The organism is Nesterenkonia sp. NBAIMH1, from assembly GCF_007922635.1.
Taxonomy (GTDB): Bacteria; Actinomycetota; Actinomycetes; order Actinomycetales; family Micrococcaceae; genus Nesterenkonia; species Nesterenkonia pannonica.
Window position 1 is genome coordinate 2,061,469 of the sequence record NZ_CP042335.1, and the last position, 14,557, is coordinate 2,076,025.

Genomic DNA, 14,557 nt, shown 5'->3' on the forward strand with positions numbered 1-14,557 from the left:
GGGGCGCAAGTTTAGCGGCGGAACGTCTCGAAGAAGGTGCGCAGAAGCTCCGCAGACTCCTCGGCCCGCACTGAGGGGATGGTCTCGGTGAAGTGGTTCAGCCGCGGCTCCCGCAGCACGTCGAAGACGCTTCCGGCGGCGCCGGCCTTCTCATCCCAGGCGCCGAAGACCACGGCCGCGATGCGTGTCTGGCTGATGGCGCCCGCGCACATCGGGCACGGTTCGAGCGTCACGACGAGGCCGCATCCGTCGAGGCGCCAGCTGCCCAGGGTGCGAGCCGCGGCCGCCAGCGCGTTCATCTCTGCGTGGCCGAGAGGGTCCCGGTCGCGCTCGCGGGTGTTGTATCCCTCACCCAGCACCTCACCGTCCGGGTCCGTGACCAGGGCGCCTACGGGAACGTCCCCTGAGGGGGTCGCCTGCCCTGCCAGCTCGAGGCATCGGCCCATGAGGCGGTGCTGGACATCCGCGCTGCGCAGAATCATAGGGTCAGGCTACGCGGCGGGTGCGGTAGTTTTGCCCTATGCAGGTCCATGTTGTGGAGCATCCGCTCATCGCCCATAAGCTCACCCAGCTCCGTCGTACGGAGACGCCGTCGCACCAGTTCCGCGACCTCACCAAGGAGCTTGTGATGCTCCTGGCCTACGAGGCGAGCGAATCGCTGCCGACCCAGGGGGTGGAGATCGAGACGCCGGTGACCCGTATGACGGGCACCAGGCTGGCCGGGCCCAAGCCTCTGGTGGTGCCGATCCTGCGTGCCGGGCTCGGCATGCTCGACGGCATGGCCGCCATGATCCCCACCGCAGAGGTCGGCTTCCTGGGCATGGCTCGGGACGAGCAGACCCTCGACATCGTGACCTACGCCGAGCGTCTTCCGCACGACCTGACCGGCCGGCAGGTGTTCGTGCTGGATCCCATGCTGGCCACCGGCGGGACCCTGGCGGCCGCTTTCCACTACCTGAAGGAGGCCGGGGCGGCGAGCATCACAGCCATCACCCTGCTGGCCGCTCCGGAGGGCATCGAGCGGCTTCAGCGGGAGGCCGGGGAGCTCGACGTTCGGCTGTACACCGCGGCGATCGACGAAAAGCTCAACGAGAAGGCCTATATCGTTCCAGGCTTGGGAGATGCTGGAGATCGGCTGTACGGCCTCGCCGAATAGCCGCTGAATCGCGGGAGAAGTCCGTCGAGACCGTCTAGACGTCTCACTATGTGGAACCTCCGCGCTTATGTTACTTGCATTCGAGATTTATTACATGGATGCTTGGGATCGCACATTTCCGGTCGTCACCGCCAGAAAGCTTGAGATTCCATGCCTGCATCGCCGAATTCGAACCCAGGCTATGTCCATGTGTCGGTTCGAAATGCGGCGCGACGGGCTGAGGCTGCGCGGCGCCGCCGTGACGGCAGCGGGGGAGCGGGCGCCAAGAACGGCGTGCATCCGCCCCGCACCGCCCCTGTGCCCGTCGTAGCCGGCGCCGGGAGAGGAGCTCCCGCGGCGCATCCTGATGTGGTGGCCCGCGGTTTCGTGATCTATGTGGGGCTCGATGAGGACACCGCTGCTGCGGAGGGAACCTCGCTGCACAAGATCGCCACTGAGCTCAGGGACTATGTGGAGCACATCGCCCCTGAGTCGCAGGTTCACATCGCTATGGCGATGGCCTCAGCGGCAGCCGAGGGCTCCGACTTGGAGGTGGTCCGGCAGGCGCTGGGCGACCCCACCGTCGCCAACCGGCCGACGGACGCCCCATCGTCGCCTCAGACCGCGGCATCCCAGCCCGCCTCCAGCAACGGTGTCCTCATCGATCTCGCGCGGCGAGAAGTCCGGCTGGACGGGCAGGCGCTGAATCTCACCTACAAGGAGTTCGAACTGCTGAACTACCTGGTGGACAACTCGGTCCGCACGGTGGGCCGCGAGGAGCTGCTGAAGGCGCTGTGGCGCAGCATCGATGACGAGCAGATGCCCAACGAGCGCACCATCGACGTCCACATCAGGCGGCTGCGGTCCAAGCTGGGGCGCCTGGCCAACACGGTGCGCACTGTTCGCGGCCAGGGCTACAGGTTCTACGAACACCCTGAGGTGACCGTGTGGGCGGCCCCTGAGTACAGCATCTGATCGGGGCTGACTCGATGAAGAAGCTCCTCGTCCTTCGCCACGCCGAGGCTGGCATGAGCCTCTCCGGCGGGGACCATTCGCGTGATCTGACCGCCCGCGGTGAGGAGGAGGCGCGTCAGGTCGGCCGCCTCCTGCTCGAGCATAGCCATTGGCCTGATGCTGTGCTGGTCTCTGACGCGATGCGCACTCGGCAGACGGCGATCTGGATCGGTTCCGTGATGGGGGAGAAGGGCTCCACTCCCTATGTGGATCCGCGTCTGTACCTCGGCTCGTCCCGCACTCTCTGCTCGATCCTCAATGAGACTCCTGAGACCGTGGACACGCTGCTTCTGGTTGCCCATATGCCGGGCGTCCAGGATGTCAGCATGGAGCTGGCAAGCGTGAATTCAGTCGAAGAGGCTGTGATCAGCATGGCTGAGAATTGGCCTCCGGCGGGACTGGCCGTGTTCGGCTTCCGCGGCATGTGGGCGGAGCTTGATCACCGCAACGCCGATCTTTCGGATTTTCACCGCCCTGCGGTGTGAGCAGGGCTGAGCACGGCAGCGGCCGCCCTCCCGCTGAGGAGAGAGCGGCCGCTGCGGCTGAGGGCCGTTCAGCCCACTCGGCGCTTGAGCTCGTCAAGCTCGGCGGTGATGGATGAGGGAAGGGAGTCGCCGAACTCGTCGAACCATTCTTCGATGCCGGTGATCTCCTCCTTCCACTCCTGAGGCCGCACCGTGATGGAGTCTTCGAGCTCGGCCTCGCTGATGTCGAGGCCGTCGGTGTCGATGGCGTCCATGGTGGGGTTGTGGCCCAGGACGGTCTCCTGGGCTTCGGCGGTGCCCTCGAGGCGCTCGATGATCCACTTGAGCACCCGGGTGTTCTCGGAGAACCCGGGCCAGGCGATCTTGCCGTCCCGTCCGCGGCGGAACCAGTTCACCAGGAAGATCTTGGGGAGCTTGTCTGCCTCGGCCTCGCTGGAAACCTCGACCCAGTGCTTGAGGTAATCCCCGGCGTCGTATCCGATGAACGGAAGCATGGCCATCGGGTCACGCCGCACGTTGCCGACTGCGCCCTCCTGCGCCGCAGTGGTCTCGGAGCTGAGGGTGGCACCGAAGAAGATGCCTTGGTTCCAGTCGCGCGCCTCGGTGACCAGGGGAACGGTGGTCTTGCGGCGTCCGCCGAAGAGGATCGCGTCGAGCTTCACGCCCTCGGGGTCGAAGTACTCGTCGGCGAGCATGTCGGTCTGGTCGATGGGCGTGCAGAACCGCGCATTGGGGTGAGCTGCCGGACGGTCCGCGTCGGGGGTCCAGTCGTTGCCCTGCCAGTCGATGAGGTGGGCGGGGGGCTCTTCGGTCATCCCCTCCCACCACACGCCGCCGTCGTCGGTGAGGGCGCAGTTGGTGAAGACGGTGTTGCCCTTGGCGATGGCCCGCATGGCGTTGGCGTTGGTGTGCCAACCGGTGCCGGGGGCGACGCCGAAGTAGCCGGCCTCCGGGTTGATGGCTCGGAACTCGCCGTTCTTCCCCGGTTTGATCCAAGTGATGTCGTCCCCGAGGGTTTCGGCCTTCCACCCCTCGAGGGAGGGGTCGATGAGAGCGAGGTTGGTCTTGCCGCAGGCGGAGGGGAAGGCCGCGGAGAGGTGGTAGCTCTTGCCTTGGGGGCTGGTCAGCTTGAGGATGACCATGTGTTCGGCGAGCCAGCCTTCGTCCCGGGCCATGGCTGAGGCGATGCGCAGGGCGTAGCACTTCTTGCCCAGCAGGGCGTTGCCGCCGTAGCCGGACCCGTAGGACCAGATCTCACGGGTTTCGGGGAAGTGGACGATGTACTTCTCTTCGTTGCACGGCCACGGCACGTCCTCTTGGCCCTCGTCGAGGGGTGACCCGACAGAGTGGACGGCTGGGACGAAGAACGCGTCGAGCTGCTCCATGCGGCGCAGGACGTCGGTGCCGATGCGGGCCATGATCCGCATGCTGGTGACGACGTAGCCGGAGTCGGTGATCTCCACGCCGAACTTGGGGTCCTCTGCGTCGAGGTGGCCCATGACGAAGGGGATGACGTACATGGTGCGCCCCTTCATGGCGCCTTCGAAGACGCCGCTGAGGGTTTCGCGCATCTCCTCGGGGTCCACCCAGTTGTTGGTGAAGCCGGCGTCGCGCTCGTTCTCGGAGCAGATGAAGGTCCGCGATTCGACGCGTGCGACGTCGGCCGGGTCTGAGAAGGCCGCGAAGGAGTTGGGGAACTCGGGGCTTGTCAGCCGGGTGAGGGTGCCCGCGTCGACGAGCTCGTCGGTGAGGGTCTGGTATTCCTTCTCGGAGCCGTCCACCCAGTGGATGGCTGCGGGAGTGGTGAGGTCAGCAATCTGCTGCACGAAGGCCAGAAGGCCTTGATGATCTGTGGGGGCGTTCTTGGAAATATCCCCTGGATGTGCCGAACCGGGCGCCGTTGCAACGGTGGTCACTGTTTTCCCTCCATTGGGTTACAGGTTGCTGTCTTCAATTGGGGTGGCTGTCTGTGCTGAGGGCTGTGCGGCGAGCGGGCCCGGCGAACCGGTGCGCGGACGTCCTTGTCCGTATTGACCCGCTGTCCGCTCAGGCTCCTGAGTGATGAACAGCTGCTCCAACTGTAACCGCCGCGTGTGACAGCCGCATGACAAGGGGCTTTAATGTGTGCAGGCTCACAGTCAGTGCAGGGATTTGTTGCCCGGGACCTATGGCGGTATAGTCTTAGAGGTCCACAGGGCAGTAAGATGTACAGCTCAGGAACATGCGCCTATAGCTCAGCTGGATAGAGCGTCGGTCTACGGAACCGAAGGTCTGGGGTTCGAATCCCTATGGGCGCACCGAAGCGAAAAGCCTCGATCCTTGGAATCTCAGGGGTCGAGGCTTTTTTGTGCCCCGACTCGGGTGTTGGCGCCAGGCGATTCTGCCTGCGGCATCCGGACGCAGGCCGGCCTGCACGCAGCAGTCCTTCTGGTAGTGACGGAAGTCACGTTCGTGGCGCATGATGAGCCGTACCAGACCGCCATCATGTGGAAGAAAGAAGAAAGCCATGACACTGAGCAACCACGCCCCCAAAGGATCCCGGCACCTCGTCGACCCCGAGATCGCTGACCTCCTCGACGTTTTCCCGACCTTGAATCTCTCCTCTGAGACTCTCCCCAGCGTCCGAGAGATGTTCGGCGCCCCTGTCGAGGGCGCACCAGACCCCCAGGAGCTTTTCCCTGACGTGACGACCACCGAGCATCGCATACCAGGGGCTGAGGGAGATCCTGACGTGCGAGTGCTGTACTACGAGCCGAAGAACAGGACGACCTCCTCTGCGGCCCTGGTCTGGATTCACGGTGGCGGCTACGTCCTCGGCTCAGCTGACGCCGACGAGGTTCTCTGCCGACGGATCGCAGACGAGACGGGTGCGGTCGTGGCCTCGGTCGACTACCGGCTCGCCCCGGAGACCAAGGCCCCAGGTCTGGTGGAGGACTGCTACGCGGCCCTCCGGTGGCTTCACGCCAACGCCTATGAGCTCGGGGTCGACGCGGCCCGGATCTCTTTGGGCGGTGCCAGCGCCGGCGGTGGGCTCGCTGCGTGCTTGGCGATTCTGGCGCGAGACCGAGGTGAGTTCCCCGTCGCCTACCAGCTCCTCATCTACCCGATGCTCGACGATCGCACGTCCAGCACCCGCGACGCTCACCCCTACGCCGGAGAGTTCATCTGGACGCCGGGAGACAACCGCTTCGGCTGGGCGTCGATCCTCGGACACGAGCCGGGAGGCGACGATGTGTCGCCCTATACAGCGGCCGCCCGGGTCGAAGACGTGTCAGGACTGCCGCCGACGTTCATCAGTGTCGGTGCCCTGGACCTGTTCCTGGAAGAGGATATGGAGTACGCCCAGCGTCTTATAGCGACCGGCGTCCCCACTGAGCTGCATGTCTATCCCGGGGCATATCACGCGTACGACTTGAACGAGCAGGCACAGGTCACGGATGCGTACTTCCGCGACTTCCTGGGGGCGCTGAAGCGCTCACTCAAGGGATAGCAGGTGTTGGTGCGTCGGTCCTGCGCGATGCAGGACCGACGCACTCGACCGATCAGTGCCCGTCTCCGAGATTGCCGCTGAGTCGGTCGTGGCGTGCGGCGCTCTGGCTGTCCATGCCGACGATGGTGACGTTCTTGCCCTTGGACTCGTACTTGGTGCGGACCGCGTCCAGAGTGGCCACCGTGGAGGCGTCCCACACGTGGGCTCCTGACATGTCGATGACGATCTCCGTCGGGTCGCCGGTGTAGTCGAACTGGTACACCAGGTCATTCGACGAGGCGAAGAACAGCTCGCCCTCCACCCGGTACACACGCTGGTTGTCGTCGTCGCTCTTGTCCAGCCGCACCACCCGGGTGAAGTGGGCAACCCGCTGGGCGAACAGCACCATCGCCACGAGCACGCCGACACCGACGCCGTAGGCCAGGTTGTGCGTCCACACGGTGACCACCACCGTCGAGGCCATCACTGTGGTCTCCGCGAGCGGCATGCGGCGCAGAGTGGTGGGATGAATGCTGTGCCAGTCGAACGTGGCCCATGAGACGAAGATCATCACAGCGACCAGGGCCGCCATAGGGATGATGGCCACGACGTCGCCGAGGGTGACGACCAGGATCAGCAGGAACACGCCGGCCAGGAACGTGGAGAGCCGGGTTCGTGCGCCGGAGGCCTTCACGTTGATCATGGTCTGGCCGATCATCGCGCACCCGCCCATGCCCCCGAAGAAGCCGGTGATCATGTTGGAGGCGCCCTGGCCCCAGGATTCGCGGGTCTTGTTGGAGTGCGTATCGGTGACGTCGTCGACCAGCTTCGCCGTCAGCAGCGACTCGAGGATGCCGACCAGCGCCATCGTCAGCGCGAACGGGAAGATGATCTGCAGCGTCTCCATGGTGAGCGGAACGTTGGGAATGAACAGCTCCGGCAGAGAATCCGGCAGCTCGCCCTCGTCGCCCACCGTCGGAACCGCAATAGCTGCCGCCACCGTGATGATCGTCAGCACCACAATGGAGACCAGGGGAGCGGGAACCACGCTGGTCAGCTTCGGGAACAGGAAGATGATCAGCAGTCCCAGAACCGCCAGCGCGTAGACCGTCCATGGGACGTCCGTCAGGTGCGGGATCTGCGAGGTGAAGATGAGAATGGCCAGCGCGTTCACGAACCCGACCATCACCGAGCGGGGGATGAATCGCATGAGCTTGGCCACGCCGATCACTGCCAGCAGGATCTGCAGAAGCCCTGCAAGGATGACCGTGGCGATGAAGTAGTCCATCCCGTACTCCTGCGCCACAGGTGCAATCACCAGAGCAATGGCTCCCGTGGCGGCCGAGATCATGGCAGGCCGTCCGCCCAGGAACGCTATGGAGACCGCCATGGTGAAGGAGGCGAAGAGGCCCACGCGGGGGTCGACGCCGGCAATGATGGAGAACGCAATGGCTTCCGGGATCAGTGCCAGAGCGACGACGAGCCCGGCAAGGACCTCAATGCGCAGGCGCTTCGGTGATTTCAGCGCCGCCCAGATCGACTGCGAGCGGTCCACCTCCGGCGCGCCGGTCACTTCCTGAGGCTCGGCGGCGGGGTCGGGCACGGGGGCAGAGGACACAGATGTCTCCTTCGGAAGTTCGGCGCTTTTGCCAGTGTCGAGTGAGGGGCCGCCGGAACTCTGAGGTCTGAGGACTGGCGTCAAAAGCCTCACAGGGCGAACGGGGCAACCTTACCTTAACGTGAAGTTAGAGTCCCCACTCAAATGTAGGCAGAATGTCCTGCATGACTCATGATGGCGCTGCCACTGACAGTACGCATTCCTCCGGGGCGCCGAGCGGGACTGGGGACACCATGCACATCGGCGCCGTCGCCGAGCAGACCGAGCTGTCTCTGCGGACGCTGCGTCACTACGACGAGGTCGGGCTGGTGCGCCCCAACGGTCGGACGTCAGGCGGTTTCCGTCTCTACACCCCCGATGACGTGGAGCGCCTTCTGCTGATCCGCCGCATGAAGCCGCTGGGGTTCTCCCTGGAGGAGATGCGTGAGCTTCTCCACCTCATCGACGCTGAGGACAAGGCGCCCACCGAGGAAAAACGGCGCAGCCTCGAAGAATTCATCGCCGACGCCCGCAGCAGACGGGACAAGCTGGCGAGCAGACTGGCGATGGCAGACGAGTTGATCGAACGGCTCCAATCCGAGGCACAGGGCCGAGCCTCGTAGCTGCGGCCCGCCGATCTAGGATCGGACCATGAACTCATGGTGGGACGCAGTGAGCCACGGGGCCGCCTCCGGCGGGCTGGGTCAGCGCATTGTTGATGTGCTCGCGCCCGCCGTGCACCAGCACATCAACCTGATGAACTCCTCGGGCATCATCGTCGCCTCCACGGATCCCGAACGGATCGGCGCTGAGCACCGGGCTGCCGTCGAAGTCCTGCGGACCGGCCGGGCTGTCACGATAAGCCAGCCGGTGGAGGGAATCCCTGACAAGCCCGGAATCAACCTCCCGCTGACCATCGACGGGGGGCTCAGCGGCGTCATCGGCATCACCGGCGACCCGCGCGAGGTGGAGCCGGTGGCCCAAGTCGTGGTGCTCACGGTCGAACTGCTGATCGAGCAGGAGCGCGAGCACCGCAGCTCCATGGCAGCCCGCAGCCGCGCCCGGGAGATCATCGCCGCCCTGGTCTCCGACGGGCAGTCGCTCGCCAAGGCTCAGGAGCTGCTCACCGTCGCAGAGATCGGGAAGGGGCCCTGGTGCCTAGGCGTCTGGGCGTCCGCCCATCCCCGGCAGGACGGTTCCGCGCAGCCGCCCGAGAAGGCGGAGCAGCTCGTGATGGCGGTCAATGACGGCACCGCACCTCGCGTCCCCGGCCCGCCCGGGCCGTCGTGTGGCGCGGCCTGCTGTGGGCCGTCGCGGCCAGAGGTGCGTTCGACGAGGATCTGGCGGGCAGCGACGCTCGCAGGCTGACCGTCAGCGGCATCCCGGATCTGTCGACCCTGCGATCCTGGGGACAGGACATGGCCGCCCTAGGCCGGACGGCGGGCCTGCTGCCCAAGCCTGACCAGACCGAGAATGTCCCAGCAGAGCTGGCGATCGCCGTCGCACACCTTCCTCAGCCCACAATGGGACGGTTCGCAGAAATCGGCGGACGGCTCTCCGTCCCGCACCGAGAGACAGTGCGCGCTGTGACGAGCGCCGAGTCTCTTGCCGAGGCAGGACGCCAGCTCTATATTCACCGAAATACGCTGCTGCAGCGCATCACCCGGATCCGCACCGTGACCGGCCTGGACCTCAAGCGGGCGGATGAGGCGACGCTGCTGCGCCTGGCCCTGATGGCCGCTGAGTCCGCTCCCGCATCCATTGGACCCTGATGCACATATATGGGCCGGGTATTCGCGAGTGATTATGTTCATTCTGACGTGTCGCGAGTCACAGGTGGTCCCCTACTCTGTGATGCATGCCATCGACAATGCCGTCGTCTTCGCCGCTGCGCATCGCAGTCATCCCGGACTCCTTCAAAGGCAGCGCCACCGCCGCTGAAGCGGCTCGGGCCATGGGCGAAGGCGCGGACCGCGCCGCCGAAGCCAACGAGCGGAGCGTCGAGCTCAGCATTCTGCCCTTCGCCGACGGTGGTGAGGGCACCCTGGACGCCATCTGCAGCGCATGGGCGGTGGAGCCGCAGCAGGTCGCAACCACCGATGCCCTGGGTCGTCCCGCGCAGGCACGGTTCGCCGTCTCGGAGGTCCGCGGCAAGCTGACCGGGCTGATCGAAGCCGCTGAGGCCAACGGACTGCCCACCGTGAGCGATATGCCCCTGCAGCCCCAAGAGGCCACGAGCTATGGGGTCGGCACTGTCATCGCCGCCGCGCTCGACGCCGGATGTGAGGAGATCCTCCTGTGCATCGGCGGCTCCGCGACCACAGACGGTGGGGCGGGCATCCTGCAGGCCCTCGGTGCGCGGCTGCTGAACACCGCCGGCCAGGAGATCGGACCGGGCGGGGGAGCCCTCCAAGACCTGGCGCGCATCGAGACGCAGAGCCTGCACCCGCGTGCGTCGAAGGTCCGGTGGCGCATCGCCTGCGACGTCACCAACCCGCTGCTGGGACCAGAGGGTGCTGCCGCCGTCTTCGGCCCGCAGAAGGGCGCGTCCCCGCAAGACATCGAAGCCCTTGAGGCCGCCCTCACCACATTCGCCGACATACTCGCCGCCGAGGCAGGCCACGATGTGCGGGACGAGCCTGGCATGGGGGCAGCCGGCGGGATACCAGCACCGCTCGTCAGCCTCTTCGATGCCGAGATCGTGCCCGGCGGAGAGCTCGTTGCGGAGTCCTTGGGCGCCCATCGCGTCCTCGAGGAGGCCGATCTCGTCCTCACCGGGGAAGGGCGCCTGGACTCACAGTCGCTGAACGGCAAGGTGGTGGGGACCGTGCGGCGCCTCACGCCTGAGCAGATCCCGGTGATAGCGCTCGCCGGCGCGGTGGACCTCGACTCCTCGCAGTGTGCGGCAGCAGGTCTGACCGCAGCCTTTTCCATCGCGGCCCGCCCAGAGTCGCTGGATGAGCTCTGCGCGGAAGCGACCAGCCGCATCAGCAGCACGGCCGAACAGGTCCTCAGGGTCTTCCTCAGCGCCCAGCCGGCCTCACACCCACAGAAGAACACGGAACAAAGGAGTTCTGCGCCATGATCGATCTGCTCATCCTCATCGCCCTGGTGGCCGCCATCGTGCTGGTCACCGCCCGTTGGAAGGTCAGTCCGTTCCTCGCCCTGCTGGGTGCGGCCCTTCTGGGGACATTCCTGTACCGGATCCCCCTGGAGGAGAGCGTCTCCACCGTCACGGAGGCCTTCGGGAGCACTCTGGGCAACATTGGTCTGGTGATCATCTTCGGCACCATGATCGGTGTGATCCTGGAACGCTCCGGGGGCGCCATCGCCATGGCGGACGTGATCATCAAACTGATCGGCCAGCGGTTCCCCAACCTGACGATGACGCTCATCGGCTACATCGTCTCCATTCCGGTGTTCTGCGACTCCGGCTACGTGATCCTGAACTCCCTGCGGAAGGCGATCACCGCTCGGGCCGGCATCTCCGCGCTGGCGACCTCCACCGCATTGATGACGGGCCTCTTCGCCACCCACAACCTGGTGCCGCCCACCCCCGGCCCGCTGGCCGCCGCCGAAGAGCTGGGCGTCACCAGCGAGCTCGGCCTGATCATCCCGCTTGGACTGCTGGTCTCCCTGGTCGCCGCAATGGCTGCCCTGCTGTTCGCCTCACGCCTGTCCCACAAGGAGTTCGCCGCCCTGCCCGCCGAGCGCGAGGACGACATCGAGGTCCAGAACTACGACGCTCTGCGCGCCTCCTACGGCAAGCTCCCGCACCCGGCGCTCGCCTTCCTGCCCATCGGTCTGCCGCTGGTGCTCATCTGCCTGGGGTCTGTGGCGCAGCTGCCCGGAGAGCCCTTCGGCGCCGGCACTCTGACGGAGGCCCTGATCTTCCTCGGCACACCGGTCATCGCCCTCATTCTCGGCCTGATCGCAGCCGTCTTCCTCGTCTCAGGACGGGACCGGCTGAAGCGGTTCAACGAGGACATCACCGAGGCGATCCGGGTGGCGGCACCCATCCTGCTGATCACCGGTGCCGGTGCGGCCTTCGGTGCGGTGCTCAACGCTTCGCCGCTCACCGACTTCCTCGCGGACAACATCGCAGAACTCGGACTCGGCCTTCTGGTGCCGTTCCTCATCGCGGCGGCGCTGAAGTCCGCGCAGGGCTCCTCGACGGTCGCGATCGTCACCGGCTCCGCACTGGTCGCACCCCTGATGGGCTCACTCGGACTGGACTCCACCGAAGGGGCGGTGCTCTCGGTCCTGGCTGTGGGCTCGGGCTCCATGATGGTCTCCCACGCCAACGACTCGTTCTTCTGGGTGGTCTCCCAGCTCAGCCGCATTCCTGTGGGCACCGCCTACAAGACGCTCACCACGGCCACGGCCATCCAGGGAATCACAGCATTCGCCACCGTCTGGCTGCTCAGCCTGGTCATGCTGTAAATGGAGTGAGATCATGTAGGGACTGACACTTCGGTTGGTCGACCCGCTCAGTGAGGAGTTTGGGATGAGTTCAGCGCTGGCGGACATGCTCGCGGACGAGGCCATTCTGCTGGACGCGTCAGCAGCTGACTGGCGGGACGCCATTCGGCAGGCCGGAGCGCTTCTGGACAGGAGCGGAGTTGCAGGGGAGGACTACACCCGCGCGATGATCGACTCCGTTGAGGAGCACGGCCCCTACATTGTTCTCACACCCGGCTTCGCCCTGGCCCACGCACGCCCTATTGAGTCCGTGCGGCGGACTGGGCTTTCTTGGGTCCGACTGTCCGAACCGGTCGAATTCGGCCACGCGGAGAACGACCCCGTGAGCCTTGTGGTGGGGCTTGCGGCCGTGGATGACTCCTCGCACACCAGCGCCATGGCGGAGCTGGCAGGCGTGCTCGCAGACGAGTCGGCGATGGCCCGGCTCCAATCGGCGCAGACGCCCGCTCAGCTGAAGGCCGTTCTCAGCGGCGACGAGGCGCCCTCCGGCGCCGCCGGCGCAGCGGGGAGCCGGAGCGTGGATCAGCACCTCATCCTCACGGTGTGCGGCAACGGTCTGGGCACCTCTCTCTTCCTGAAGAACACTCTCGAAGGGGTGCTCTCGACGTGGGGCTGGGGCCGGCACGTCACGGTCGAAGCTACCGACACCATCTCGGCTCGGGGCCGCGCGAAGGAAGCTGCTGCCATCCTGACCTCCGGTGAGATCGCCAAGACGCTCGGGGACGTCGGAGTTCCCGTGCGCGTGATCGGAAACTTCACCAGCACCGCCGAGCTCGACGGCGCTCTGCGCGACATCTACGACGTTTAGGGAAGGCACCATGGACTGGCTGATCGTCTTCGCAGAGTTCCTCGTCAACGAGATCCTCTCCGTGCCCGCATTCCTCATCGGAATCATCGTCGCTGTCGGACTCATCGCCCTGAAACGCTCCAGCGGGCAGGTCATCGGAGGGGCGGTGAAGGCGACCCTCGGCTTCCTGCTCATCGGTGCCGGTGCGGGCCTGGTCGTCGCCTCCCTGGACCCGCTCGGGTTCATGATCCAGGGAGCCACCGGCGCCCAAGGTGTCATCCCCACCAACGAGGCGATCGTCGGAATCGCGCAGGAGCAGTTCGGAGCACAGGTTGCCTGGCTCATGATCCTCGGGTTCGCGCTGAGCCTGGTGCTGGCCCGCTTCACCCCGCTCGGCTACGTCTTCCTCACCGGCCACCACATCCTCTTCATGGCGACCCTGCTGACCATCGTTCTCGCGACCGCCGGATACTCGGACCTTGTCACTGTGGGGGTCGGCGGCGCCCTCCTGGCGATCCTGATGGTGTCGCTGCCGGCATTCTCACAGCCCTGGACGCGGCGCATCACCGGGGACAACACCATCGCCATGGGGCACTTCGGCACGGCCGGCTACATAGCGGCCGGTGCAGTGGGGAGGGTGACCGGCGGCAGGCGCAGCCGATCCACCGAAGACCTCAAGCTTCCGGAGGGGCTGCGCTTCCTCCGCGACTCCATGGTCGCGACCGCCCTGTCGATGGTGCTGATGTACGTGATCGTCGCGCTCATCTTCTTCGCACGCGAGGGCGAGGCCGCGTACGAAGCCTTCGAAGGCGGGGCGGAGAACCCCGGCAACTTCATCATGCAGTCATTGACGCAGGGTCTGCAGTTCGGCATCGCCGTCGCAGTGATCCTCTTCGGCGTCCGAACGATCCTCGGCGAGATCGTTCCGGCCTTCCAAGGCATCGCAGCCAAAATCGTGCCCGGTGCGACGCCGGCTCTGGACGCACCGATCGTCTTCCCCTACGCCCAGAACGCGGTGCTCATCGGCTTCGTCTCCAGCTTCGTCGGAGGGCTGATCGGCCTGGCTGTGCTCTCGCTGTGGCTGAACCCCGCCCTGGGCCTGGCGCTGATCCTCCCGGGCCTGGTTCCACACTTCTTCACCGGCGGCGCGGCGGGCGTCTACGGAAACGCGACGGGCGGACGCATCGGGGCCCTGGCCGGCGGCTTCGTGAACGGCCTGCTGATCACCTTCCTGCCCGCGGTGCTTCTGCTGGTCCTGGGAGACTTCGGAACAGCGAACACGACGTTCGGGGACACAGACTTCGGGTGGTTCGGCATCCTGGTCGGCTACGGAGCCGGGATCGGATCCCTGGGCGGGCTCATCGTCGTCGCTGCGCTCGGTCTGCTGATCCTCGGCGCTGCCATCCTCGTGCAGGTGAAGGTGGTCAACGTGGGCTGGGACCCGTCGCCTCACCGGTCCTGGGCCGGTGGGGGCGACAGCGAGGCCCCAGCCGATGGGGTCGCGCCGGCCGGCACGGCTGCGTCCTATTCGAAGATCACGCCGCCCAAGGGAGCTCCCGCTCCGCCTCCGCCCCCGCAGTAGCCCACC

General features: G+C 66.1%; 14 protein-coding genes and 1 tRNA gene. 12 read left to right on the top strand and 3 right to left on the bottom strand.

All coding sequences use genetic code 11. From position 1 onward, the window contains the following. Positions 1-11 precede the first annotated feature (11 nt). On the bottom strand, positions 12-482 hold the full coding sequence (locus FS388_RS09865) for a nucleoside deaminase (protein ID WP_371708242.1): 471 nt from the start codon (positions 480-482) through the stop codon (positions 12-14). Between the two features lie 38 nt (positions 483-520). Here FS388_RS09865 and upp point away from each other — a divergent pair, with 38 nt between their 5' ends. The 3 genes from upp to FS388_RS09880 all read left to right on the top strand — a co-directional run bounded on the left by upp (position 521) and on the right by FS388_RS09880 (position 2,634). Beyond that, complete coding sequence (upp, locus tag FS388_RS09870; protein ID WP_146341263.1) at positions 521-1,156, top strand: uracil phosphoribosyltransferase; 636 nt, start codon at positions 521-523, stop codon at positions 1,154-1,156. A gap of 150 nt (positions 1,157-1,306) precedes the next feature. Then, on the top strand, positions 1,307-2,110 hold the full coding sequence (locus FS388_RS09875) for a winged helix-turn-helix domain-containing protein (protein ID WP_146341264.1): 804 nt from the start codon (positions 1,307-1,309) through the stop codon (positions 2,108-2,110). Positions 2,111-2,124: 14 nt separating this feature from the next. After that, a complete protein-coding gene (locus FS388_RS09880) occupies positions 2,125-2,634 on the top strand; it encodes a histidine phosphatase family protein (RefSeq protein ID WP_146341265.1) in 510 nt (169 codons plus the stop codon). Between the two features lie 68 nt (positions 2,635-2,702). Here FS388_RS09880 and FS388_RS09885 read toward each other — a convergent pair whose 3' ends face one another. Beyond that, complete coding sequence (locus FS388_RS09885) at positions 2,703-4,550, bottom strand: phosphoenolpyruvate carboxykinase (GTP) (protein WP_246836179.1); 1,848 nt, start codon at positions 4,548-4,550, stop codon at positions 2,703-2,705. A 307-nt stretch (positions 4,551-4,857) separates the two neighbouring features. Here FS388_RS09885 and FS388_RS09890 point away from each other — a divergent pair. Then, positions 4,858-4,931, top strand: a tRNA-Arg gene (locus FS388_RS09890). 209 nt (positions 4,932-5,140) lie between these two features. Continuing rightward, complete coding sequence (locus FS388_RS09895) at positions 5,141-6,124, top strand: alpha/beta hydrolase (protein WP_146341266.1); 984 nt, start codon at positions 5,141-5,143, stop codon at positions 6,122-6,124. Between the two features lie 52 nt (positions 6,125-6,176). On the opposite strand, the gene FS388_RS09900 is transcribed toward FS388_RS09895, so the two are convergent. Next, positions 6,177-7,676, bottom strand: coding sequence for a SulP family inorganic anion transporter (locus tag FS388_RS09900; RefSeq protein WP_246836366.1), 1,500 nt, complete (start codon positions 7,674-7,676; stop codon positions 6,177-6,179). Between the two features lie 209 nt (positions 7,677-7,885). Between FS388_RS09900 and FS388_RS09905 the strand changes: the two genes are divergently transcribed. From FS388_RS09905 to FS388_RS09935, 7 genes are all read left to right on the top strand, one after another. Further along, complete coding sequence (locus FS388_RS09905; RefSeq protein ID WP_146341267.1) at positions 7,886-8,323, top strand: MerR family transcriptional regulator; 438 nt, start codon at positions 7,886-7,888, stop codon at positions 8,321-8,323. A gap of 28 nt (positions 8,324-8,351) precedes the next feature. After that, positions 8,352-9,068 (top strand): sugar diacid recognition domain-containing protein, encoded by a 717-nt coding sequence (locus FS388_RS09910; protein ID WP_146341268.1) that lies wholly within the window; start codon positions 8,352-8,354, stop codon positions 9,066-9,068. A gap of 50 nt (positions 9,069-9,118) precedes the next feature. Beyond that, positions 9,119-9,472, top strand: coding sequence for a helix-turn-helix domain-containing protein (locus FS388_RS09915; RefSeq protein ID WP_146341269.1), 354 nt, complete (start codon positions 9,119-9,121; stop codon positions 9,470-9,472). An 86-nt stretch (positions 9,473-9,558) separates the two neighbouring features. Next, positions 9,559-10,785: a glycerate kinase gene (locus tag FS388_RS09920; protein WP_146341270.1), complete on the top strand. Its 1,227-nt coding sequence runs from the start codon at positions 9,559-9,561 to the stop codon at positions 10,783-10,785. Then, positions 10,782-12,143: a GntP family permease gene (locus FS388_RS09925; RefSeq protein ID WP_146341271.1), complete on the top strand. Its 1,362-nt coding sequence runs from the start codon at positions 10,782-10,784 to the stop codon at positions 12,141-12,143. Before FS388_RS09920 ends, FS388_RS09925 begins: the two co-directional genes overlap by 4 nt. A gap of 64 nt (positions 12,144-12,207) precedes the next feature. Further along, on the top strand, positions 12,208-12,990 hold the full coding sequence (locus tag FS388_RS09930; protein ID WP_146341272.1) for a PTS sugar transporter subunit IIA: 783 nt from the start codon (positions 12,208-12,210) through the stop codon (positions 12,988-12,990). Positions 12,991-13,000: 10 nt separating this feature from the next. After that, complete coding sequence (locus tag FS388_RS09935; protein WP_146341273.1) at positions 13,001-14,551, top strand: PTS ascorbate transporter subunit IIC; 1,551 nt, start codon at positions 13,001-13,003, stop codon at positions 14,549-14,551. The last annotated feature ends 6 nt before the right edge of the window (positions 14,552-14,557 follow it).

Excerpts from the sequence above, each read along its gene's own strand:
- FS388_RS09865 (WP_371708242.1), bottom strand. The coding sequence starts at position 482 with ATGATTCTGCGCAGCGCGGATGTCCAGCACCGCCTCATGGGCCGATGC.
- upp (WP_146341263.1), top strand. The coding sequence starts at position 521 with ATGCAGGTCCATGTTGTGGAGCATCCGCTCATCGCCCATAAGCTCACC.
- FS388_RS09875 (WP_146341264.1), top strand. The coding sequence starts at position 1,307 with ATGCCTGCATCGCCGAATTCGAACCCAGGCTATGTCCATGTGTCGGTT.
- FS388_RS09880 (WP_146341265.1), top strand. The coding sequence starts at position 2,125 with ATGAAGAAGCTCCTCGTCCTTCGCCACGCCGAGGCTGGCATGAGCCTC.
- FS388_RS09895 (WP_146341266.1), top strand. The coding sequence starts at position 5,141 with ATGACACTGAGCAACCACGCCCCCAAAGGATCCCGGCACCTCGTCGAC.
- FS388_RS09905 (WP_146341267.1), top strand. The coding sequence starts at position 7,886 with ATGACTCATGATGGCGCTGCCACTGACAGTACGCATTCCTCCGGGGCG.
- FS388_RS09910 (WP_146341268.1), top strand. The coding sequence starts at position 8,352 with ATGAACTCATGGTGGGACGCAGTGAGCCACGGGGCCGCCTCCGGCGGG.
- FS388_RS09915 (WP_146341269.1), top strand. The coding sequence starts at position 9,119 with ATGGCCGCCCTAGGCCGGACGGCGGGCCTGCTGCCCAAGCCTGACCAG.
- FS388_RS09920 (WP_146341270.1), top strand. The coding sequence starts at position 9,559 with ATGCCATCGACAATGCCGTCGTCTTCGCCGCTGCGCATCGCAGTCATC.
- FS388_RS09925 (WP_146341271.1), top strand. The coding sequence starts at position 10,782 with ATGATCGATCTGCTCATCCTCATCGCCCTGGTGGCCGCCATCGTGCTG.
- FS388_RS09930 (WP_146341272.1), top strand. The coding sequence starts at position 12,208 with ATGAGTTCAGCGCTGGCGGACATGCTCGCGGACGAGGCCATTCTGCTG.
- FS388_RS09935 (WP_146341273.1), top strand. The coding sequence starts at position 13,001 with ATGGACTGGCTGATCGTCTTCGCAGAGTTCCTCGTCAACGAGATCCTC.